Here is a 23,116-nt window from a genome sequence, read left to right as displayed (position 1 = left end):
TATGTGGGTTGAAGATAAAGAAATGAATGACACAGTACCGCTCGATCAACGTTTCACCCTGGTGTTGTTGTCCCACAACCGCCAAGCGTTCATGCGGCGCGCCTTGCAGTTCTACAGCAGCTACCCGTGCTCGATCCTGGTGCTGGACTCCTCGCCCGAGGTGGATGAGTCCATCGCCCAGCGCTATCCGCGGGTGGATTACCGGCACTTGCCGCAATACGCCTACAGCGGCCTGCAGGACAAGCTGACCTTCGGCGTGAACCTGGTGACCACGCCCTACATGGCGTTCGCCGCCGATGACGATTTCCTGATCCATGATGCGTTGACCGCATCGGTGGAGTTCCTCGAAGAGCATCCCGACTACGGGCTGTGCCACGGCTACGGGATGATGTACCTGGCCAGGGCCACGCAGACCAATTACTACCGCCGCGACCGCCGGGTACCCGAGGACTATGCCAGCGCCGACCCGAAGGAGCGGGTCATGGACTTCCTGGGGCACTTCCTGCCGCCGTTCTACGCGGTGACTCGTACCCAGTTGCTGCAGCGCTGGTACAGCCAGTTGCCGGCCGGCACCAGTTTCGAATGGCAGGAAATCGGCCACAGTTTCTACTTGCTGGCCTGTGCCAAGGCGCGGATCCTGCCGATCCCCTCTGCCGTGCGCGAGGTCGCCTATGGGGCTTCCGAGCACAATACCAACGTGTTGACGGTCTTGACGTTCAAGGATGCCCGGTCGGTGGCGCAACGAGAAGCGTTCGCCGAGTTCCTCGCTTCGCTGCCCACCGATTTCAGCGGCCGGGATCCGGCACTGGTCAAGCAGATTGCCCTGGACAGCTTCGCCGCCATGGCCGAGTGCCTGCTCAGCGGGCGTTCGCTCAAGATGACTGCGATCATCAGTTCGGCCTGGACCCAGGTAGGGGAGGAGCCGGTGCGTTCCTTCGGGCCGGAACAGTTCGTCGAGATGCCGTTCTACAACAAGCCGATGTTCGACCTGTTGACCGAGTTCGAATTCCTGTTGCATGCCATGCCCGCCGGACGCCTGCAACTGCAGGAACTTGAAGGCGTCCTGTTGCGCCAGCAAGAGCTGATGCGGGTGCAGCCCAACGATACGCCGCGTTCCCTGCGCAGCCGGTTGTGGGAAGCCCTGGGGCTGAACCTGTTCAACCGCCAGGTCGTCAAGCGCCTGGCCGAATCGATGCAGGACAGCGATGAGCCCGAGGAGGCGCGCAAGTTGCAAGCCTGGGCCGAGCGCCTGGACTCGGTGCCGGGGCCGGACAGCCACGAGTTGCTCGCTGCGACCGAGTCGGGGCGACTGCTCGCCTGGCTCGAGGGGCGTGTCCCGCAGCCGGCACAACTGAGCGCCATCGCCGCGTACCAGGCTCGCCAGGGGGACGTGCCCCAGGTGCAGATCCTGTTGCTGGACCTGGATGCCGACATGGTCAAGTTGCAGGCCACCCTCGACAGCCTGGTCGCCTGTCACTACAAGGCGTTCAAGCTGGTGGTCTTCACCACCGGCGACTTGCCGGCCACCACCAGCGCCCAGGATACCCTGCATTTCGTCAGGGTCACCCAGGGTAACCATGTGGAGCGCCTCAACCAGGTGCTGGCGCAGTCCCGCGCGGACTGGGTACTGTTGGCCGAGGCGGGCGATCAGTTCACTGCCAGCGGCTTGTTGCGGGCCAGCCTGGAGTTGGCCGGCGCCGAGGGTATTCGCGCAGTGGCCATGGATGAGATCCAACGGCGCGGCGACTCGACGCTGGAGATGGTATGGCGCCCCGGGATCAATCTGGATCAGTTGCAGGGCGCGCCATCGTTGATGGCGCGGCATTGGCTGCTGCAGCGCGAAGCCCTGCTGGAGATCGGCGGTTTCTCCACTGAGCTCAAGCAGGCGCTGGAGTTCGATGTGTTGCTGCGCCTGATCCAGCAAGGCGGCCTGGGTGGTCTGGCGCACCTGGCCGAACCGCTGCTGATCTGCCGCGTTCCGGGCGAGGAAGCCCATGCCGAGGAGCGCCAGGTACTGACGCGCAGCCTTGCGGCGCGGGGCTATCGAGCCCAGGTCTCTTCGGCGCAGCCGGGCACCTACCAGATCGATTACCAACATGCCGAGCGTCCTCTGGTGTCCATCATCCTCGCCAGTCAGGACAACTTCGCCCAGTTGCAACGCTGCCTGGTCAGCGTGCTGCAACGTACCCGCTACCAGCGCTACGAAGTATTGATCGCCGAGAACCACAGCCAGGACGCCGAACTCGACGGCTGGCTGGCCAGCCTCGAGAGCCGTGGCGAGCGTATCCGCGTGTTGCGCAGCAAGCAGCGCGTGAGCCAGTCGGCGCTTTACAACACCGCTTCTCGGGAGGCCAAGGGCGAGTACCTGGTGCTGTTGTCCTCCGAGGCTGAGGTGGTCAACGCCAACTGGATGGAAAGCCTGCTCAACCAGGCCCAGCGCCCGGAAGTCGGGGTGGTCGGTGCACGGTTGGTGGACGAACGGGGCGCGACGACCCAGGCCGGCCTGGTGCTGGGGCTCGATGGCCACCTGGGCGCGGCATTCGCCGGGGCCGCCAGGGATAGCCAGGGTTACATGAAGAGCCTATGGGTGGAGAAGAACTACTCGGCGGTGTCCGGTGCTTGCCTGATGATCGCCAAGGCGCTCTACGAGGCTGTGGGCGGGCTGGACGAAGGGCACTTCGACCAGGCTTTCGCCGATGTCGACCTGTGCCTGAAAAGCGCTGATGCCGGTTATCTCACCGTGCTCACGCCACAGGCGCAGATCCTGCATCCGGGCACCCTGGCCGATGATTCGCAAGCCGCGGCGGCGTTGCGGGACAAGTGGGCGGAACGCTTTGCCCATGACGCCAATTACAACGAGAACCTCACACTGGCTGGCAAGGGGTTCGTCCTGGACGCTGGTCGCCAGGTGGACTGGCAACAACTGATTGCCGGCTGACCCCTCCCTGAGCCCCTGGCCGGATTCGCAGCCTGTGCTACCAGGTTGCGAATCCGGGGTGGGACACAAGTTTCGATTCCCGATGGCTGGCGCAACGGGCACGGTTGACGATCCTGCTGGCCGGTCTTTATGTGACAGATTGGCAAAATGGCGTGACCTGCGGGTCAGAACGTGCATCTTCACTGTAATGTATGGCCCGGGAAGATGGCGCCAGCGCTGCGTGCCAGGTCCGTGATAGCCCTTGGTTCTTCCCGATGATGCTGTGCTCGACGGAAGTATCCGTGTTTTTTCGGCAGCCCCTGCCAGGCGACTGAGCGGGGGTATTGAGCTGTTTTTTATTGGGAAGCCGTGATGATTGGCATAAAAAGCATTGCGAGCTACGTGCCTGTAGCCGGCCTGGACAATTACGCACAAGGTGCAAAATTCGGCAAGGATGAGGAGTTCATCCTGGGCAAGATCGGTTCGGCCTTCCTGCCGCGCAAGGAGGCTACGCAAGAGACCTCCGATCTGTGTGTCGAAGCTGTCAATGCATTGTTCGCCGCCAACCCCGAACTGAAGCGCGAAGCTGTCGATGCGCTGATCGTCGTTACCCAGAACGGCGACGAAGAAGGCTTGCCCCATACGGCGGCGATCGTCCAGGACAAGCTCGGCCTGCCGACCAACGTGGCGGCGTTCGATATCTCCCTGGGCTGCTCCGGCTACGTCTATGGCATCTATGCCATCAAGGGCTTCATGGAGGCCGCGGGGCTGAAGAACGGCCTGCTGGTGACCGCGGACCCTTATTCGAAGATCGTCGATCCCGAGGATCGCAATACCACCATGCTGTTCGGCGATGCCGCCACCGCCACCTGGCTGGGCGAGGATGCGACCTGGCAGCTGGGCAAGGCCAAGTTCGGCACCGATGGTTCCGGGGCGCCGCACCTGAAGGTCACTGACGGTGTGTTCTTCATGAACGGCCGCCAGGTGTTCAACTTCGCGCTGCTCAAGGTTCCAGCCCACCTGCATGAATTGCTGGAGGAGTCTAACCTTGAGCCTGGGGATATCGACGCGTTCTGCATCCACCAGGGCAGTGCGGCCATCGTCGACGCCGTGGCCCGGCGTTTCGAGGGCGATCCGGACAAGTTCGTCAAGGATATGGTGGAGACTGGCAATACCGTTTCCTCGAGCATCCCCCTGTTGCTGGAGAAACATATGTTCGACTCCAGCTGGCAGCGAGTGGCCCTGAGTGGCTTTGGCGTCGGCTTGTCCTGGGGGTCGGCGATCATTTATCGCGCCTGATACCCGGCCCGCGGCGGCATAACAAGCGCTCGAGGTGTATCTTGAGCGCTTTTTTTTGCATGAAGGATAAGCGAGGCAACATGAGCGACAGCTTTGAACGCAACGCGGCGGTACTGCAAAGGCGCTGGCCAGCGCTGCTGGCGCGGGTGGTGACAGAGGATAGCGCTTCGCTGCAGGCAAACCTGGTGGAGGGGCTGGGCTCGACGCTGAGCATCGCCGGCATCCAGCTCACCAGTCGCCATGATCGTGCGCACGAGGCCCGGCTGCAGGCCGACAACATGCCCGATGAGCCTGTCCTGCATGTGTATGGCTGTGGACTGGGCGATCTGCAGCAGGTGCTATTGGAGCGCCCCGGGTTGCAGCGCCTGTATGTGCATATTCTCAACGGTGCGGTGTTCAAGCTGGTGCTGCAATTGCTGGAGCAGGATGCCTGGTTGGCCGATCCGCGGGTGGAGTTGCTGTATGCCGGCGATTTGCACGAGATCCGGCTGCCATTCTTCGCGCTTCCTGCCGAGTTGGTGCTGGCGGACGATTACAATGCGAAGATTCGCGATCGGCTGATCAGCGAGACTCATCTGGAGTTCAACAACCGATCGTTCAATTTCGATACAACCTCGATCAACGAGCGCTTGGCAGCTGTCGAGCCTTGGGTGGCGTGCGATCGCGATGTAGCCCAGTTGTTCGACACCTGCACCGGGCAGGAGGTCTTCGTGATTGCCACCGGGCCGAGCCTGGAGCGTCATTTTCCTGCGCTGCGCGCGTTGGCTGGACAAGCACGACGACCGCTGTTGATCTGTGTCGACACGGCCTACCAGCCGCTGCTCAGGCAGGGGATCCGGCCCGACCTGGTGTTGAGCATCGATCAGCGTATCTCCAGCCGGCACCTGCCGTCCTTGGGGAGTGAAGGCACGGCCTTGGTCTACTTGCCGTTGGCCGATCCGCAGGTCCTGGAAGGTTGGCGTGGGCCGCGTTATGTGGGGTATTCCACCAGCCCGCTTTTTCAACAGCTACGCCAGCGCTTGCCGCGGGCCTTGCTGCATGCAGGAGGCAGTGTGATTCACCCGGCGGTGGATCTGGCGGTGAAGATGGGTGGCAAGCGTGTCACCTTGTTCGGTGCGGACTTCGCCTTTCCAATGAACCGCACCCATGCCGGCTGGCAGGATGGTGATTTGGGGCCACAGCTCGGTGCTGCCAGGCATTGGGTTCTGGATGGCCATGGCCGGCGGGTGAAGACCCAGCTCAACTTCCGCAGTTATCTGTGCGAGCTGGAGCGTTACATCGGCAGTCAGCCTGAGGTGGCTTTCTTCAATACCAGTCGTGATGGCGCGATGATCGCCGGAACTACTTTCCATGCGGATTTTGTCCAATGAGTCGACTTGAGCCTTTGCTGAGCCGTGCCAGGAACGTTGCCGAACTGTTTCGGCTAGGACGTGATGTCGAGGCGGCGATGGAGATGGTGGAGCTGTTCGAGTCTGTCCAGGTCCTGGTGGATACCGCTGTCGCATCGATGCAACAGGAGTGGGCCCACTTGCTGGGCCTGCTGCTGGCCTGTCAGGAAGCACAGGACTGGTTGGGCCTGGCAGATTATCTGGAGTACGAACTGGTGGAGTGGTTGCAGGCCTCGTTTGCAGGGTGAGCTTTGCTCGTGGGGTTGGGAGGGCGCTTTTTCTGACGTCAGTTTTTCGTTCGGTCGGGGCTTAAGCCCTTGTATTTAAAGGGGTGGCAGGGTGATGGCAATTTTTTTTGAAAAAGCCCTAAAGCAACTTGCATCCGCGACGATAACTATTACGAAGGTTCTCTAGGCCATTACCCGGCGGTTGCCAGGGCCGGAAGCCGCAGTACCCAACCAACGAGGAATTCGTCATGGCTTTAACAGTAAACACCAACGTTACGTCGCTGAACGTTCAGAAAAACCTGAACCGCGCTTCCGACGCTCTGTCGACTTCGATGACTCGCCTGTCTTCCGGCCTGAAGATCAACAGCGCTAAAGACGACGCCGCCGGCCTGCAGATCGCTACCCGTATGACCTCGCAGATCCGTGGCCAGACCATGGCGATCAAGAACGCCAACGACGGTATCTCCATCGCCCAGACCGCTGAAGGCGCGATGCAAGAATCCACCAACATCCTGCAGCGTATGCGTGAACTGGCCGTTCAGTCCCGTAACGATTCCAACGGCACTGCAGACCGCGCCGCTCTGAACAAAGAATTTGCTCAGATGTCGGACGAACTGACCCGTATCGCCAAGTCGACCAACCTGAACGGCAAGAACCTGATCGACGGTTCCGCCGGCACCATGACCTTCCAGGTCGGTTCCAACACCGGTTCTGACAACCAGATCACCATCACCCTGGCCAGCGGCTTCGACGCTTCGACCCTGGGCGTTAACTCCGGCGCCATCGCCATTACCGGTACCGACAGCACCACCGCTGAAGCCAGCACCAGCGCTGCCATGGTCGCTATCGACAAGGCGCTGCAGACCATCAACTCCAGCCGTGCCGACCTCGGTGCCGCTCAGAACCGTCTGACCAGCACTATCTCCAACCTGCAGAACATCAACGAAAACGCCAGTGCTGCACTGGGTCGCGTACAAGATACCGACTTCGCTGCTGAAACTGCCCAGCTGACCAAGCAGCAAACTCTGCAACAAGCTTCGACCGCAGTTCTGGCCCAGGCCAACCAACTGCCATCCGCTGTACTGAAGCTGCTTCAGTAATAGCTGGCTAAGCTTTGGCGGGGGAGTGCGCTGGTCGTGCTCTCTCGCTTTTTTACTTTGAGAGGTGGTGGACATGGATATGAGCGTGAAGCTGAACTTGTCTTATCCTGTGGCCAAGTCCGCGATTCCGGTTGCCGACAAGCCCGTGGAGAAGCCTCGAGATGACGTTTCTGCGGTTCCTGCCATTGCAGAAGTGGCGGTGTCCACGCAGGACAGCAAGAAAGAGGCGCAAGCCGAACAGGAAAAACTGAAGATGGCCGTCCAGGAGATCGAGAAGTTTGTCCAGTCGGTCAAGCGCAACCTGGAGTTCTCCATCGACGAGCCCTCCGGGAAGGTTGTAGTCAAGGTCATTGCCAGCGATTCGGGAGAGGTGGTTCGTCAGATCCCCAACGAAGAAGTCCTGAAGTTGGCCAATAGCTTGAACGATGCCAGCAGCCTGCTGTTTAGCGCCAAGGCTTGATAGCTGGCACGAATTTTGTTTTTTAATCTTTTGATCGCTGTGGTGGTCAAAAGACCGGCGGCATACTGAAGGGAGATACACATGGCAAGTCCAATTCTACCGGGTACCGGTCTGGGTTCTGGTCTCGACACCGGTGCTATCGTCAAGGCGTTGGTGAATGCCGACAAGGCAGCCAAGCAGGGCCAGATCGACCGTGCGACCGAGACCAACAGCGCGAGTATCTCCGGCATCGGTACTTTGCAGTCGTTGTTGTCCTCCTTCCAGAGCACTCTTTCGGTCACTGGCTTGGGCAGCGCTGTAAGTCCTGCCTTTGCTGGTTTTGCCGCCACTTCCAGCGATGCCAAGTTTGTTGATGCCACCGCAACCAATGCTGCGGTAGCCGGTAAGTACAGTGTCAGTGTTTCGCAACTTGCAACTTCATCAAAGGTGGCCACCGCAGCTTTTGCCGGCGGTGCTTCCAGTGCTATTCCGAGTGGTACCTTGAACATCACTCAAAATGGCACTAGCTACTCGCTGGCCATCGGTGCCAATGCGACCCTGCAATCGGTGCGGGATGCGATCAACGCCGACTCCAAGTTGTCCTTGGCGGGGTTCAACGCCAACATCGTTACCGATTCCTTCGGTTCGCGCCTGGTGATCGGTTCGGACAAGACCGGGGCTGGTTCGGATATCTCCGTGAGCGGCATTGCCGGGCTGGAGATCGATGGCACCAAGCCGATGCCGACTGGCAGCCCTACCGATCCCATGAAAGCCGACTCTTCCGGCGCCATTGGTGGTTTGGCCAAGGATGCAATGTTCACCGTCGACGGCATGCCGTTGACCAGCAAGAGCAATACCGTCACCCAGGCTGTTTCCGGCTTGAAACTGAACCTGGTGGCGGTCACCACTGCTCCGATCACCGTGGAAGTGAAGACCAACACCGACGGTCTCAAGGCTTCGATCCAGAAGTTCATCGAGTCCTACAATTCGGTGGTCAACGGTATCAGTTCCCTGACCAAGCCGTCCCTGGACGATAATGGCAAGTTGACCGTGCCGGCGCAGCTGACGGGTGATCCGCTACCACGTTCGATCTTGTCGGCTATTCGAGCGCCACTGTCAGAAGTCGGTGCCGGCGACAAGCTCACCGTGCTGTCGCAGTTGGGTATCACTACCAACCAGAAAACCGGTGCATTGGACTTCGACGAGAAAAAGTTCACGGCAGCGTTGAACGATAAGAAGCTTGGTGGCGAAGTGCAGAAGCTGTTTACCGGCGATGGCACCAGTCCGGGTTTGCTGGATCGCATGACCACCGCGATCAAGCCCTTCACTCAGGGTGTGGGTTCGACCGAGGGGATCCTGGTCACTCGAACCAAGAACCTGGATGTCACCAAGAAGAAGCTCGCTGACCAACAGGCATCGCTGGATCGTCGTGTTGCCACCCTGACCGCTGTATTGACCAAGAAGTACAATGACATGGATACGCTGGTGGGCAAGCTGAAGGCTACCGCCAGCAATATCACTTCCATGTTCGAGGCCATGAACGCGCAGAAGAAAGGCTGATATATAATCTGCGCCAAAAGCCCGGCAGCGTTTTCCAGCGCTCCGGGCTTTTGCATTTGATCTAAAGTTTTTTGACGTTACGTCGATACGCTGTTTATACGAACCCTTGAGTTTTGAAGAGGTACCACATGAATCCGATGTTAGCCCTTCGGCAATATCAAAAGGTGGGTGGACAGGCACAGACTTCCGAGGCCAGCCCGCATCGCCTGGTGCAAATGCTGATGGAAGGTGGCCTGGACCGTATCGCTCAGGCCAAGGGCGCGATGGAGCGCGGTGATATCGCCAACAAGGGCATCTTCATCACTAAGGCCATTGGCATTGTGGGGGGCTTGCGCGAAGGCCTGGACCTGGAGAACTCCATGGACAGCCTGGCGGACCTGGACGGTCTGTACACCTACATGATGAAGCGCCTGGCCGAGGCCAATATCAAGACCGATCCGAAGATCCTCGACGAGGTGGCAGGTCTGCTGCGTACGGTCAAAGAGGGCTGGGATGCCATTGCGGCTCCAGGCCCGCAGTTTTAAGGAGAAACACCATGAGTGCTGTCCTGCAACGCATTGAAGAAACGCGCGTGGCCCTGGTTGACGCCTTGGCCGAGCGTAATTGGCAGGCTATAGGTGAACTGGACCTGGCTTGTCGTTCATGCATGGAGGACGTGCTCGGGGAGGTCGGGGTCGACGAGGTTGCCCTCCGGAGCAATCTTGAAGAATTGCTGGGGGTCTACCGGCAGTTGCTGGAAGTGGCGACCGGTGAGCGCCAGGCGATATTCGACGAGATGTCGCAGATCCATCAAGCGCAGAACGCGGCAAAGGTTTACCATTTGTTCGGTTAATGTCGAGTTGATCCGAACACTGCGCGCCATAAATTTGACTGTGCACGCTTTTTTGACTTAACTAGTGGCTGTTTTCAGATTTCAGGCGTCTATGAAGGCAGGTAAATGTCTTCAAGCGCGTCTAGCTTGCCCCTTAATTTCCGGGCATTGAGTTGACTAGGGAAGTTGCTATTGCATGTGGCGTGAAACCAAAATTCTGCTGATCGATGACGATAGCGTTCGCCGCCGCGACTTGGCGGTGATTTTAAATTTTCTCGGTGAAGAAAATTTGCCCTGCGCTAGCCATGACTGGCAGCAGGCTGTCGGCTCTTTGTCGTCTAGTCGGGAAGTGATCTGTGTCCTCATCGGGACTGTAAACGCTCCTGGTGCACTGCTGGGCTTGTTAAAGACACTCTCGACCTGGGATGAGTTCCTTCCAGTTTTGCTAATGGGCGAAAATTCTTCTGTCGAGCTGCCGGAAGACCAGCGTCGCCGGGTGTTGTCTACCCTGGAGATGCCTCCCAGCTATAGCAAGTTGCTCGATTCCCTGCACCGGGCCCAGGTCTACCGCGAGATGTACGACCAGGCGCGCGAGCGCGGGCGTCATCGCGAACCCAATCTGTTCCGCAGCCTGGTCGGCACCAGTCGGGCGATCCAGCACGTGCGGCAGATGATGCAGCAGGTGGCGGATACCGATGCCAGCGTATTGATCCTGGGTGAATCGGGTACTGGCAAGGAAGTGGTTGCGCGCAACTTGCACTATCACTCCAAGCGCCGCGACGCGCCTTTCGTGCCAGTCAATTGCGGGGCGATCCCTGCCGAGTTGCTGGAGAGCGAGCTGTTCGGTCATGAGAAGGGGGCCTTCACCGGGGCCATCACCAGCCGGGCCGGGCGTTTCGAACTGGCCAACGGCGGGACCCTGTTTCTCGACGAGATCGGCGATATGCCGCTGCCGATGCAGGTCAAGCTGCTGCGCGTGCTGCAGGAGCGCACCTTCGAGCGCGTGGGCAGCAACAAGACCCAGGGCGTCGACGTGCGCATCATCGCGGCCACCCACAAGAACCTGGAAAGCATGATCGAGGTGGGCAGTTTCCGTGAGGACCTGTACTACCGCCTCAATGTGTTCCCCATCGAAATGGCGCCGTTGCGTGAGCGGGTAGAAGATATTCCGCTGCTGATGAATGAGCTGATTTCGCGCATGGAGCACGAAAAGCGCGGTTCGATCCGTTTCAATTCGGCCGCCATCATGTCCCTGTGCCGCCATGGCTGGCCGGGCAACGTCCGCGAGTTGGCCAACCTGGTGGAGCGCATGGCGATCATGCATCCCTATGGGGTGATCGGCGTGGTCGAGCTGCCGAAGAAGTTTCGCTACGTCGATGACGAAGACGAGCAACTGGTGGATAGCCTGCGCAGCGATCTGGAAGAGCGGGTGGCGATCAACGGCCATGCGCCGGACTTCTCCGCCACTGCCATGCTGCCGCCAGAGGGCCTTGACCTCAAGGATTACCTTGGCAGCCTGGAGCAGGGCCTGATCCAGCAGGCGCTGGATGATGCCAATGGCATCGTGGCGCGGGCCGCCGAGCGCTTGCGCATTCGTCGTACCACCCTGGTGGAAAAGATGCGCAAGTACGGGATGAGCCGTCGTGAAGGGGATGAGCAGGCGGATGATTGACGCCTGTTTTCCAGATCGCTGAAATCCGGGCGGTTTTTTTCGGCACGGGTATTGCTAAGTCTCTCGCAACGTTCCGTTTAACTGACGGTCAGCCACGCGAGAGAGTCCCATGTCCCAAGCCGCCCAGATGTCTCCTGCCCCCGATACCCAGGGGCAATCGTCGTCCGTAGAGCAGGCGAGCCGGCTTGGCCTCGAGCAGGCCTTCGCCCTGTTCAACCAGATGTCGAGCCAACTTACTGACTCCTACAGCATGCTCGAAGCCCGGGTCACCGAGCTCAAGGGCGAGTTGGCGGTGGTCAGTGCCCAGCGCATGCAGGAGCTGGCGGAAAAAGAACGCTTGGCCAATCGTCTGCAGAACCTGCTGGACCTGCTGCCGGGCGGGGTCATCGTCATCGACGGCCATGGCATCGTCAGCGAAGCCAATCCGGCGGCCTGCGAGTTGCTGGGCTTGCCTCTGGAGGGGCAGTTGTGGCGCAGCATCATCGCCCGTAGCTTCGCTCCCCGCGAGGATGACGGTCATGAGATTTCCCTGCGCGACGGTCGGCGCCTGTCCATCTCCACCCGTTCGCTGGATGCCGAGCCTGGGCAGCTCGTGCTGCTCAACGACCTGACTGAAACCCGTCACCTGCAAGACCAGCTGGCGCGCCACGAGCGGCTGTCCTCACTGGGCAAGATGGTCGCCTCCCTGGCCCACCAGATTCGTACACCGCTGTCCGCGGCATTGCTGTACGCCAGTCACCTGACCGAGCAGCAACTGCCGGCGGCCACCCACCAGCGTTTTGCCGGACGGCTCAAGGAGCGCCTGCATGAGCTCGAACACCAGGTACGCGACATGCTGGTATTCGCCCGCGGCGAGCTGCCGCTCACCGATCGCCTGACGCCCAGATCGCTGTTGCAATCCCTGCAGGCCGCCGCCCAGACCCATGTCCAGGACGTTGCCGTACGCTGGCAGTGCGACAGCCATGAGGGTGAGCTGCTGTGCAATCGCGACACCCTGGTGGGGGCCTTGCTCAACCTGATCGAAAACGCGGTCCAGGCCAGTGCCGGTACTGCGCGGCTGAAGGTGCACCTGTATCGCCGGGACGACACCTTGCGCCTGTGCGTCAGCGACAGTGGCAGCGGTATCGAGGCCGAGGTGCTGGAGCGTCTGGGTGAACCGTTTTTCACCACCAAGGCCAACGGTACCGGGCTCGGCCTGACGGTGGTCAAGGCAGTGGCGCGTGCCCATCAGGGAGAATTGTCGCTGCGCTCGCGTCCCGGGCGCGGTACTTGTGCACTGGTGACCCTGCCTCTGTTTTCCAGTGCCCCTGGTATGGAGGCAAGGTAATGGCAATCAAGGTTCTACTGGTTGAAGACGATCGTGCCCTGCGCGAGGCCCTCGCAGACACGCTCTTGCTGGCCGGTCATGACTACAAGGCCGTGGGTAGTGCGGAGGCGGCTCTGGAGGCCACGTCGGCCGAGTCCTTCAGCCTGGTGGTCAGTGATGTCAACATGCCGGGCATGGACGGCCATCAGTTGCTTGGCCTGTTGCGTGCACGCCAGCCACAACTGCCGGTGTTGCTGATGACCGCCCATGGCGCGGTGGAGCGTGCGGTGGACGCCATGCGCCAGGGGGCTGTCGACTACCTGGTCAAGCCTTTCGAGCCCAAGGCGCTGCTCGACCTGGTGGCGCGCCATGCCCTGGGTTGCCTGGGGGCGGTCGAGGAGGAGGGGCCGGTAGCCTTCGAGCCTGCCAGCGTACAGTTGCTGGAGTTGGCGACACGGGTGGCGCGCAGCGATTCCACTGTGCTGATTTCCGGCGAGTCCGGCACGGGCAAGGAGGTGTTGGCGCGTTATATCCACCAGCATTCCCATCGTGCCGGGCAACCGTTCATCGCCATCAACTGCGCGGCGATCCCCGACAACATGCTCGAGGCCACCCTGTTCGGGCATGAAAAGGGCTCGTTCACCGGCGCCATCGCGGCCCAGCCTGGCAAGTTCGAGCAGGCTGACGGCGGCACCCTCCTGCTCGACGAGATTTCCGAGATGCCCCTGGGGCTGCAGGCCAAGTTGCTGCGGGTTCTGCAGGAGCGCGAGGTGGAGCGGGTAGGGGCGCGCAAGCCGATCAACCTGGATATCAGGGTGGTGGCCACCACCAACCGTGACTTGGCCGCAGAAGTGGCCGCTGGTCGCTTCCGTGAAGACCTCTATTACCGCCTGTCGGTTTTCCCTCTGGCCTGGCGTCCATTGCGCGAGCGGCCTGCCGATATCTTGCCGCTGGCCGAGCGCTTGTTGGTCAAACACGTCAATAAAATGAAGCATGCCAGCGCCAAGCTGTCCGCCGAGGCCCGGGCCTGCCTGTTGGGTTATCCATGGCCGGGCAATGTACGGGAACTGGACAACGCGTTGCAGCGAGCCTTGATCCTGCAGCAGGGCGGGGTGATCCGTCCGCAGGACTTCTGCCTGGCCGGCCCTGTGGCGTGCGCCCCGCTGCCGGCTCTGGCGTCCGTCAGTCGGGGGGCGGTGCCTGCCGTGGCGGGTGAAACCGAGGTCGGGTTCCAGGAGCCGGGCGGCCTGGGCGACGACCTGCGGCGCCGGGAGTTCCAGATGATCATCGATACCCTGCGCTCCGAGCGCGGGCGGCGTAAGGAAGCAGCGGAGCGCCTGGGCATCAGTCCGCGCACCTTGCGTTACAAATTGGCGCAGATGCGTGACGCCGGGATGGATGTCGAGGCTTATCTGTTCGCTACTTGAAGAGTGACCTGCAAGGCCCGGGATGGCTTTTGTGGGGATGGGCCATGGAGCTGGCACCCTTGTTGCTAACACCTCACTAACCGCGGAGTGAGCGTCAAAAAAATGCGGGTCGTCAGAGAGAGTAGACCATGAGCCAAGGTATTGAATTTAATCGGTTGATGCTGGATATGCGGGCCATGCAAATGGACGCCATGTCGCAGCCAAAATCCGCCGCAGTAGCACAGGTCAGCGGTAGCAGCTTCGCTGATCTGCTTGGCCAGGCCGTGAACAAGGTCAACGACACCCAGCAGGCGTCCAATCAGTTGGCCAGCGCCTTCGAGATCGGCAAGAGCGGCGTCGATCTGACGGACGTGATGATTTCCTCGCAAAAGGCCAGCGTGTCTTTTCAAGCCTTGACCCAGGTGCGTAACAAGCTGGTTCAAGCGTATCAAGACATCATGCAGATGCCGGTTTAAGGACGAGATTGAGTCATGGCAGAAGCAGTCGCCGATAACGTACCGGCCAAGACCACACCGCCGGTAGACGGGAAACCGCCGCTGTTCGGTTTGTCGTTCCTGGAAAACCTGTCCCAGATGACCATGTTGCGTCAGGTTGGCCTGTTGGTGGGCCTGGCCGCCAGCGTGGCGATTGGCTTCGCCGTGGTGTTGTGGTCCCAGCAGCCCGATTATCGGCCGCTGTATGGCAGCCTGGCGGGGATGGATGCCAAGCAGGTCATGGATACCCTGGCCTCTGCCGACATTCCCTACACCGTCGAGCCCAACTCCGGCGCTCTCCTGGTCAAGGCCGACGACCTGCCCCGGGCGCGCCTGAAGCTGGCCGCCGCTGGCGTGGCGCCGGGCGATGGCAACGTCGGCTTCGAGATCCTCGATAAAGAACAAGGCCTGGGTACCAGCCAGTTCATGGAGGCCACCCGTTATCGTCGTGGCCTGGAGGGCGAGCTGGCTCGGACCATCTCCAGCCTGAACAACGTCAAGGGTGCCCGGGTGCACCTGGCGATTCCCAAAAGCTCGGTATTCGTCCGTGACGAACGCAAGCCCAGCGCCTCGGTTTTGGTCGAGTTGTATGCCGGCCGTTCCCTGGAGCCTGGCCAGGTCATGGCCATCGTCAACCTGGTGGCTACCAGCGTCCCGGAATTGAGCAAGTCCCAGGTCACCGTGGTCGACCAGAAGGGCAACTTGCTGTCCGACCAGGCGGAAAACTCCGCGCTGACCATGGCTGGCAAGCAGTTCGACTACAGTCGCCGCCTGGAAAGCATGCTGACCCAGCGGGTGCACAACATCCTGCAACCGGTGCTGGGCAATGATCGCTACAAGGCCGAAGTCTCGGCCGATGTCGACTTCAGTGCGGTGGAGTCCACTTCCGAACAGTTCAACCCAGACCAGCCGGCCCTGCGCAGCGAACAGTCGGTCAACGAGCAGCGCTCCAGCAGCAATGGCCCGCAAGGCGTGCCCGGTGCCTTGAGCAACCAGCCACCGTCGCCCGCTTCGGCTCCGCAGACCACCGGTGGCGCCACCGCCTCGGCAGGCATGGTGCAGCCAGGCCAGCCTTTGCTGGACGCCAATGGCCAGCAGGTGATGGACCCGGCCACCGGCCAGCCGATGTTGGCGCCGTATCCGTCGGACAAGCGTCAACAATCCACCAAGAACTTCGAGCTCGACCGTTCCATCAGCCATACCAAGCAGCAGCAAGGTCGCCTGAGCCGCCTGTCGGTGGCCGTGGTGGTGGACGATCAGGTCAAGGTCAACCCGGCCAATGGGGAAACCACCCGTGCGCCGTGGAGCGCCGACGAATTGGCGCGCTTCACTCGCCTGGTCCAGGACGCCGTGGGCTTCGATGCCAGCCGTGGCGACAGCGTCAGCGTGATCAACGTGCCATTCTCCGCCGACCGCGGGGAGGTGGTTGCCGATATTCCGTTCTACTCGCAGCCCTGGTTCTGGGACATCGTCAAGCAAGTGCTGGGCGTGCTGTTCATCCTGGTGCTGGTGTTCGGGGTCTTGCGTCCGGTGCTCAACAACATCACCGGCGGCGGCAAGGGCAAGCAACTGGCAGGCCTGGGCAGCGACGTCGAACTGGGCGGCATGGGCGGCCTGGATGGCGAACTGGCCAACGACCGGGTCAGCCTGGGTGGTCCGCAAAGCATCCTGCTGCCTAGCCCGAGCGAGGGTTATGACGCTCAGTTGAATGCAATCAAGAGTCTGGTGGCAGAAGATCCGGGTCGTGTGGCCCAGGTCGTGAAAGAGTGGATTAACGCAGATGAGTGATAACCGAGCCGCTACCGCCAAACTGACCCGGGTCGACAAGGCCGCGATCCTGCTGCTGTCCCTGGGTTCCACCGATGCCGCGCAGGTGCTGCGCCACATGGGGCCCAAGGAGGTCCAGCGGGTAGGCGTGGCCATGGCCCAGATGGGCAACGTGCACCGCGAGCAGGTCGAGCAGGTGATGAGCGAGTTCGTCGACATCGTCGGCGACCAGACCAGCCTCGGCGTGGGCTCCGACGACTATGTGCGCAAGATGCTCACCCAGGCCCTGGGCGAGGACAAGGCCAACGGCCTGATCGACCGTATCCTGCTGGGCGGCAACACCAGTGGCCTGGACAGCTTGAAGTGGATGGAGCCGCGGGCCGTGGCCGATGTGATCCGCTACGAGCACCCGCAGATCCAGGCCATCGTGGTGGCCTACCTGGATCCGGACCAGGCGGGCGAGGTGCTGGGCAATTTCGACCATAAGGCGCGCCTGGATATCATCCTGCGCGTTTCCTCGCTCAATACCGTGCAACCCGCGGCCCTCAAAGAGCTGAACCAGATCCTCGAGAAGCAGTTCTCCGGCAACTCCAACGCTTCGCGTACCACCCTGGGCGGTATCAAGCGTGCGGCCGACATCATGAACTTCCTCGACAGCTCGATCGAAGGCCAGCTGATGGATTCGATCCGCGAAGTGGACGAGGACCTGTCCGGCCAGATCGAGGACCTGATGTTCGTCTTCAACAACCTGGCCGACGTCGACGACCGCGGTATCCAGGCGCTGTTGCGCGAGGTGTCTTCCGACGTACTGGTGCTGGCCCTCAAGGGGTCGGACGAAGGGGTCAAGGAAAAGATCTTCAAGAACATGTCCAAGCGTGCCGCCGAGCTGCTGCGCGACGACCTGGAAGCCAAGGGCCCGGTACGCGTCAGCGACGTGGAGACCGCGCAGAAGGAAATCCTCACCATTGCCCGCCGTATGGCCGAAGCCGGAGAGATCGTTCTCGGTGGGAAGGGCGGCGAAGAAATGATCTAAGGTCGCTTTATGTCGTCCAGCAGTGATGAAACCCAGAGCGGCCTGATCCGTGCTCGGGACGTCGAGGGTTTCGACGTCTGGGCGTTGCCCAGCTTCGATCCGGAACCCGAGCCCGAGCCGGAACCGGAGCCAGAGGAGGTCGAGGAAGAAATCGAGGAAGTGCCGCTGGAGGAAGTCCAGCCACTGACCCTCGAGGAACTCGAAAGCATTCGCCAGGAAGCCTATAACGAAGGTTTCGCCACCGGTGAGCGGGAGGGCTTCCACAGCACCACGCTCAAGGTCCGCCAGGAAGCCGAAGTCGCGCTGAACGCCAAATTGCAGGCGCTCGAGCGGTTGATGGGCAACCTGTTCGAACCGATCGCCGAGCAAGACACCCAGATCGAGAAAACCCTGGTGGACCTGGTCAGGCATATCGCCCACCAGGTGATCCAGCGCGAACTGGCGATGGACTCCAGCCAGATCGAGCACGTGATGCGCGAGGCCCTGAAGTTGCTGCCCCTGGGTGTTGGCAACGTGCGGCTCTACATCAACCCGCAGGATTTCGAGCAGGTCAAGAGCCTGCGCGACCGGCATGAAGAAAGCTGGCGCATCGTCGAGGACGAGTCCCTGTTGCCGGGCGGTTGCCGGGTCGAGACCGAGCACAGTCGCATCGACGCCAGCGTCGAGACCCGGATCACCCAGGCCATGGGCCAGCTCTTCGATCAATTGCACGAACAATCGCTGCATCCGGCATCGGCGGACCTGAGCCTGGAGCTCGGTCCGCGCACTCCGGACCTGCCGCAGGCTGCGGAAGTCGATCCTGACGTCGCCCCGGATGCCGGGCAACCCGAGCCCGCAGGCCCCGACCATGCGTCTTGAGCGCACCAGCTTCGGCAAGCGCCTGGGTGGCTACGCCGAGGCGATCGCACTGCCGGCCCAGCCGATCCTCGAAGGGCGCCTGCTGCGCATGGTCGGCCTGACCCTGGAGGCCGAAGGCCTGCGGGCCGCCATGGGCACCCGCTGCCTGGTGATCAACGATGACAGCTACCATCCGGTCCAGGTCGAAGCCGAGGTCATGGGCTTCTCCGGGAGCAAGGTCTTCCTGATGCCGGTGGGCAGCGTCGCCGGGATCGCCCCGGGCGCCCGCGTGGTGCCTTTGGCCGATACCGGGCGCCTGCCCATGGGCATGAGCATGCTTGGCCGGGTACTGGACGGGGCTGGCCGGGCGCTGGATGGCAAGGGCGGCATGCGCGCCGAAGACTGGGTGCCCATGGATGGTCCCACCATCAACCCACTCAACCGCGATCCCATCAGCCAGCCACTGGATGTGGGCATTCGCAGCATCAACGGTTTATTGACGGTGGGTCGCGGCCAGCGCCTGGGCCTCTTCGCCGGTACCGGCGTGGGCAAGAGTGTGCTGCTGGGGATGATGACCCGCTTCACCGAGGCCGACATCATCGTGGTCGGGCTGATCGGCGAGCGGGGCCGCGAGGTCAAGGAGTTCATCGAGCATATCCTCGGCGAGGAAGGGCTCAAGCGCTCGGTGGTGGTGGCTTCGCCAGCCGACGACGCGCCGCTGATGCGCCTGCGGGCCGCGATGTACTGCACGCGGATCGCCGAATACTTTCGCGACAAGGGCAAGAATGTCCTGTTGCTGATGGATTCCTTGACCCGTTTCGCCCAGGCCCAGCGGGAAATCGCCCTGGCGATCGGCGAGCCACCGGCGACCAAGGGTTATCCGCCGTCGGTGTTCGCCAAGCTGCCCAAGCTGGTGGAGCGCGCGGGCAATGCCGAGGCCGGTGGGGGCTCGATCACCGCGTTCTATACCGTGCTGTCCGAAGGCGACGACCAGCAGGACCCGATCGCCGACTCGGCGCGAGGCGTGCTCGACGGGCATATCGTGCTGTCCCGGCGTCTGGCCGAGGAGGGGCATTACCCGGCGATCGATATCGAGGCTTCCATCAGCCGGGTCATGCCGGCGGTGATCAGCCCTGAAAACATGGGACGGGCCCAGTACTTCAAGCAACTGTGGTCGCGTTACCAGCAGGCGCGCGACCTGATCAGCGTCGGGGCCTACGTCGCCGGTGGCGACCGCGATACCGATACCGCGATTTCCCTGCATCCGGCGATGGTGACCTACCTGCGCCAGGGACTGAACGACAACGTCAGCCTGGGCCATAGCCAGACCCATCTGGAGATGCTGTTCTCCCAGATCGCGGGCGGGTAATCGATCATGGCCGATAGCCGCGCGGCGCGCCTGGCGCCAGTGGTGGACATGGCGGAAAGCGCCGAGCGCACCGCCGCCCAGCGCCTGGAATACTTTAACGGCCAGGTGCGGGTCGCGGAGAGCAAGCTGGGCGACCTGGAGCGTTTTCGTAACGACTACCAGGAGCAATGGGTCGAACGCGGCAAGCGTGGGGTTTCCGGCCATTGGCTGCTGAACTATCAGTTTTTCCTCAGCCAGCTGGACACTGCCGTGGGCCAGCAGCGCCAGAGCCTGGCCTGGCACCAGAACAATCTCGACCGCGCCCGCGAGACCTGGCAACAGGCCTATGCCCGCGTCGAAGGCCTGCGCAAACTGGTGCAGCGCTACCTCGACGAGGCCCGGGCCCTGGAAGACAAGCGCGAGCAGAAGTTGCTGGACGAGCTGTCCCAGCGCTTGCCCCGGCAATCCCCCTACTGATACGACGGATTTTTTCCCGGCAGGTTGTTCGACCGCTTAGTGGGTGCTACACCTTCTAGACGTCGTCAATGACAAGGAAGCAGTCTCATGTCGGTCGTTACAGAAATATCCCCGGACGGGCAGAAGCTCACGATTTCCATCAAGGGTCGTTTCGATTTCGGGCGGCACCAGGAGTTTCGTGAATCCTACGAACGGCTCAACAAGACGCCGGAGTCCATCGTGGTGGATCTCAAGGAAGCCACCTATCTCGATAGTTCGGCCTTGGGCATGCTGTTGCTGCTGCGGGACCACGCCGGTGGCGACAATGCCGATGTCCGGGTGATCAACAGCAATTCGGACGTGCGCAAGATCCTCGCCATCTCCAATTTCGACAAGCTGTTCGATATCAGTTGAGCGGTATGCGGTCGATGACCGAGTCCTTGTGCGTGCTGATCGCCGAAGATGGCGCGGCCGATCGCCTGCTGCTGTCCAGTATCGTCCGGCGCCAGGGGCATCAGGTGCTGGCGGCGAGCAATGGGGTCGAGGCGCTGGAACTGTTCCAGCGCGAGCGTCCGCAGATCGTGCTGATGGATGCGATGATGCCGGTGATGGACGGGTTCGAGGCCGCTCGGCGGATTCGCGACCTGGCTGGAGAGGCCCTGGTGCCGATCATCTTCCTGACGTCCCTGAGCGAAGGGGAGGCGCTGGCTCGTTGCCTGGAGGCCGGGGGTGACGATTTTCTGGCGAAACCCTACAACCCGGTGATCCTGGCCGCCAAGATCAACGCCATGGACCGCCTGCGGCGCTTGCAGGACACGGTGCTGCGCCAGCGCGACCAGATCACCCGTCACCATGACTACCTGCTCAACGAGCAGCGAGTGGCCAAGGCGGTGTTCGACAAGGTCGCCCATTCCGGTTGCCTGGATGCACCGAACATCCGCTACCTGCAATCGCCCTATGCCCTGTTCAATGGCGACCTGCTGCTGGCCGCCTATACCCCCGCCGGGGACATGCATGTGCTGCTCGGCGATTTCACCGGTCACGGCCTGCCGGCGGCGGTGGGCGCCATGCCCCTGGCCGAGGTGTTCTATGGCATGACCGCCAAGGGTTATGGCCTGCCGGAAACCCTGCGGGAGATGAACGCCAAGCTCAAGCGCATCCTGCCGGTGGACATGTTCTGCTGCGCCACCATGGTCTGCCTGAGTGTCCAGCGGCGCTCCCTGGAGGTCTGGAACGGCGGCATGCCCGAGGGTTATCTCTATGCATGCGCCAGTGGCGGGCGTACGCCCCTGGTGTCCCGCCACCTGCCGCTGGGGGTGCTGAGCGCCGAGGTCTTCGAGGATCGTACCGAGGTGTTTGCCATGGCGCCGGGCGATCGGGTGTTCTTGCTCTCCGACGGGGTGATCGATACCTGCAATGCCGCCGAGGAGCTGTTCGGTGTGCAGCGCTTGCAGCAGGTCTTTGGCGCCAACCGGCACCCGCAGCATTTGCTCGACGAGGTCCGCCAGGCCCTGGAGGATTTCGGCGGTCAGGCCCGGGATGACCTGAGTATGGTCGAGGTCAGCCTGCCGGAGCTGGCCGAACTGGCGCCGCCAGCCCTGGTGTATTCCGACAGCGGCCAGTCGTGCCCGCTGGACTGGTCGGTGAGTTTCGAGTTCCGGGCCCAGACTCTCAAGCGCTTCAATCCCTTGCCTTACCTGTTGCAGCTATTGCTGGAGGTGCACGGCCTGCGCTCCCAGAGCGGAGCCTTGTACAGTGTGCTCGCCGAGCTTTACTCCAACGCCCTGGAGCATGGCGTACTCAAGCTCGACTCACGGCTCAAGCGCGATGCCGAGGGTTTCACCCGCTACTATCGGGAGCGCACTTGCCGCCTGGACGAGCTGCGCGACGGCTTCGTCCGCGTCCACCTGCGGGTCGAGCCGCTGGAGACCGGAGGGCGCCTGACCGTGCGGGTCGAGGACAGCGGCGAAGGTTTCGACGTGGCGGCGGTGATGGCCCGGCCCAGCGATATCGGGCGCCTGTCCGGACGCGGGGTCAGCCTCATTCGGCAGATGAGCCGCCAGGCACAGTGGGCGGACGACGGACGTAGCGTCTGCGTGGAGTTTTCCTGGGAGGCTCTGGCATAATTTCCCGGTTCTTGATCAAGGAGTGAACAAGTGGCTGAGATCCATCTGGACCACACTGTGCTCAACGCATTGCAGGAAGTCATGGAGGACGAGTATCCCGTCCTGCTGGATACCTTCGTCTGCGATTCCGAGGAGCGAGTGCGCTTGCTGCACAAATCCGCGGACAGCATCCAACTGGTGGCCACCGCCCATAGCCTCAAGGGCAGCAGCAGCAACATGGGCGCCATTCGCCTGGCCGAACTGTGCCATCAACTGGAGTTGCGTGCCGCCCGTTCGGGCGATGATGACGTGCGCGAGCTGGTGGGCGCCATCGACGGCGAGTTCGCCATTGTCCGGCAGCTGTGTGAGCAGGAGTTGCAGCGCTTTCATTGCTGATGCCGGTGTTTTTACTGGTGGCCTGGTGAAACTGGCCCAGCCCTTGCATTGAAGTCTCGTACTGTACCTATGATTTCAGTGCAGCGGAGGCTGTTCCATGGCTGTTACCCCCAATTCGCTTCTTCAGGCCACCGCCCAGGCCAGCCCTCAGGCCAAGACGCCAGCGGTCCCTGTCAGCCCTTTGGCAAACGTCGCCCAGCCTGGGGACAAGGCGCCCAGCTTCGCCCAGCTCTATGCCAAGGAATCCCAAGGCAAGCCCCAGGGCAAGTTCCAGGCCGTCGCCGATAACGCTTCGCAGCCGGTGCGCGACCAGGGCGCCGGCGTCGCGCAGAAGCAGGAGGTCGGTAGCGATCAATCTGCCGCGCCGCAACCAGCGGTTGCCGATAGCGGCAAATCCTTGCCTGCCGACAAACCGACTGGCGCCGACAACCCCGCGGCCAGCGATGATGCCAAGCCGGCCCACACCGCCCAGGCTGAAGCGCCGCCCAGCGCACAACCGCCGCTGGACCCGAGCCCGGTGCCAGGCCCGCCTGCGGGCGCGGGCGAGCCAGCGCG

Annotated in this window: 21 protein-coding genes and 1 pseudogene; all 22 read left to right on the top strand. The window is 61.9% G+C overall.

Features of this window, described 5'->3' with window-relative positions:
* Position 1 precedes the first annotated feature (1 nt).
* Entirely contained in the window at positions 2 to 2,938 is a 2,937-nt protein-coding gene (locus tag ACK6AU_RS08670) for a TIGR00180 family glycosyltransferase (RefSeq protein WP_409298836.1), read from the top strand.
* A 351-nt stretch (positions 2,939 to 3,289) separates the two neighbouring features.
* Positions 3,290 to 4,216 carry a ketoacyl-ACP synthase III gene (locus tag ACK6AU_RS08665; RefSeq protein WP_185700727.1) on the top strand — a complete coding sequence of 309 codons (927 nt, stop codon included), beginning with the start codon at positions 3,290 to 3,292 and terminating at the stop codon, positions 4,214 to 4,216.
* A gap of 80 nt (positions 4,217 to 4,296) precedes the next feature.
* A complete protein-coding gene (locus ACK6AU_RS08660; protein ID WP_185700726.1) occupies positions 4,297 to 5,586 on the top strand; it encodes a motility associated factor glycosyltransferase family protein in 1,290 nt (429 codons plus the stop codon).
* The gene (locus ACK6AU_RS08655; RefSeq protein ID WP_185700725.1) at positions 5,583 to 5,852 is read left to right on the top strand and encodes a hypothetical protein; all 270 of its coding nucleotides are present in this window, start codon (positions 5,583 to 5,585) and stop codon (positions 5,850 to 5,852) included. The genes ACK6AU_RS08660 and ACK6AU_RS08655 overlap by 4 nt, the downstream gene beginning before the upstream one ends.
* Positions 5,853 to 6,079: 227 nt before the next feature.
* On the top strand, positions 6,080 to 6,931 hold the full coding sequence (locus ACK6AU_RS08650) for a flagellin domain-containing protein (protein ID WP_409298833.1): 852 nt from the start codon (positions 6,080 to 6,082) through the stop codon (positions 6,929 to 6,931).
* A gap of 73 nt (positions 6,932 to 7,004) precedes the next feature.
* Complete coding sequence (locus ACK6AU_RS08645) at positions 7,005 to 7,391, top strand: flagellar protein FlaG (protein ID WP_185700723.1); 387 nt, start codon at positions 7,005 to 7,007, stop codon at positions 7,389 to 7,391.
* Between the two features lie 81 nt (positions 7,392 to 7,472).
* Entirely contained in the window at positions 7,473 to 8,930 is a 1,458-nt protein-coding gene (gene fliD / locus ACK6AU_RS08640; RefSeq protein WP_185700722.1) for a flagellar filament capping protein FliD, read from the top strand.
* A 128-nt stretch (positions 8,931 to 9,058) separates the two neighbouring features.
* Positions 9,059 to 9,454 (top strand): flagellar export chaperone FliS, encoded by a 396-nt coding sequence (fliS, locus tag ACK6AU_RS08635; RefSeq protein ID WP_185700721.1) that lies wholly within the window; start codon positions 9,059 to 9,061, stop codon positions 9,452 to 9,454.
* 11 nt (positions 9,455 to 9,465) lie between these two features.
* Positions 9,466 to 9,762: a flagellar protein FliT gene (locus ACK6AU_RS08630; protein ID WP_185700720.1), complete on the top strand. Its 297-nt coding sequence runs from the start codon at positions 9,466 to 9,468 to the stop codon at positions 9,760 to 9,762.
* A 175-nt stretch (positions 9,763 to 9,937) separates the two neighbouring features.
* Positions 9,938 to 11,413, top strand: coding sequence for a sigma-54 dependent transcriptional regulator (locus ACK6AU_RS08625; protein ID WP_185700719.1), 1,476 nt, complete (start codon positions 9,938 to 9,940; stop codon positions 11,411 to 11,413).
* Positions 11,414 to 11,522: 109 nt separating this feature from the next.
* Positions 11,523 to 12,740 (top strand): sensor histidine kinase, encoded by a 1,218-nt coding sequence (locus tag ACK6AU_RS08620; protein WP_409298829.1) that lies wholly within the window; start codon positions 11,523 to 11,525, stop codon positions 12,738 to 12,740.
* Positions 12,740 to 14,146, top strand: a complete 1,407-nt coding sequence (locus tag ACK6AU_RS08615) for a sigma-54 dependent transcriptional regulator (RefSeq protein WP_185700718.1) — start codon at positions 12,740 to 12,742, stop codon at positions 14,144 to 14,146. Before ACK6AU_RS08620 ends, ACK6AU_RS08615 begins: the two co-directional genes overlap by 1 nt.
* A 128-nt stretch (positions 14,147 to 14,274) precedes the next feature.
* Entirely contained in the window at positions 14,275 to 14,601 is a 327-nt protein-coding gene (gene fliE, locus ACK6AU_RS08610) for a flagellar hook-basal body complex protein FliE (protein WP_031321153.1), read from the top strand.
* A 15-nt stretch (positions 14,602 to 14,616) separates the two neighbouring features.
* Complete coding sequence (fliF, locus tag ACK6AU_RS08605) at positions 14,617 to 16,407, top strand: flagellar basal-body MS-ring/collar protein FliF (protein ID WP_409298826.1); 1,791 nt, start codon at positions 14,617 to 14,619, stop codon at positions 16,405 to 16,407.
* Positions 16,400 to 17,419, top strand: a complete 1,020-nt coding sequence (fliG, locus tag ACK6AU_RS08600; protein WP_011059975.1) for a flagellar motor switch protein FliG — start codon at positions 16,400 to 16,402, stop codon at positions 17,417 to 17,419. Before fliF ends, fliG begins: the two co-directional genes overlap by 8 nt.
* Before the next feature lie 9 nt (positions 17,420 to 17,428).
* The gene (gene fliH, locus ACK6AU_RS08595) at positions 17,429 to 18,277 is read left to right on the top strand and encodes a flagellar assembly protein FliH (RefSeq protein WP_185700717.1); all 849 of its coding nucleotides are present in this window, start codon (positions 17,429 to 17,431) and stop codon (positions 18,275 to 18,277) included.
* Positions 18,267 to 19,625, top strand: coding sequence for a flagellar protein export ATPase FliI (fliI, locus tag ACK6AU_RS08590; protein WP_185700716.1), 1,359 nt, complete (start codon positions 18,267 to 18,269; stop codon positions 19,623 to 19,625). The genes fliH and fliI overlap by 11 nt, the downstream gene beginning before the upstream one ends.
* A 6-nt stretch (positions 19,626 to 19,631) precedes the next feature.
* On the top strand, positions 19,632 to 20,081 hold the full coding sequence (gene fliJ, locus ACK6AU_RS08585) for a flagellar export protein FliJ (protein WP_409298824.1): 450 nt from the start codon (positions 19,632 to 19,634) through the stop codon (positions 20,079 to 20,081).
* 87 nt (positions 20,082 to 20,168) lie between these two features.
* Positions 20,169 to 20,474, top strand: coding sequence for an STAS domain-containing protein (locus tag ACK6AU_RS08580; protein WP_022643029.1), 306 nt, complete (start codon positions 20,169 to 20,171; stop codon positions 20,472 to 20,474).
* A 5-nt stretch (positions 20,475 to 20,479) separates the two neighbouring features.
* Positions 20,480 to 22,186, top strand: a complete 1,707-nt coding sequence (locus ACK6AU_RS08575) for a fused response regulator/phosphatase (RefSeq protein WP_185700714.1) — start codon at positions 20,480 to 20,482, stop codon at positions 22,184 to 22,186.
* Positions 22,187 to 22,216: 30 nt separating this feature from the next.
* Positions 22,217 to 22,561, top strand: a complete 345-nt coding sequence (locus ACK6AU_RS08570; protein WP_185700713.1) for an Hpt domain-containing protein — start codon at positions 22,217 to 22,219, stop codon at positions 22,559 to 22,561.
* Between the two features lie 97 nt (positions 22,562 to 22,658).
* Positions 22,659 to 23,116, top strand: a pseudogene (locus ACK6AU_RS08565) (flagellar hook-length control protein FliK); the annotation flags it as partial.

The organism is Pseudomonas sp. KCJK8993, from assembly GCF_046230915.1.
GTDB classification, from domain to species: domain Bacteria; phylum Pseudomonadota; class Gammaproteobacteria; order Pseudomonadales; family Pseudomonadaceae; genus Aquipseudomonas; species Aquipseudomonas piscis.
Note: the sequence above shows the minus strand (reverse complement) of the source record. Positions and strands in the feature narration are given on the sequence as shown.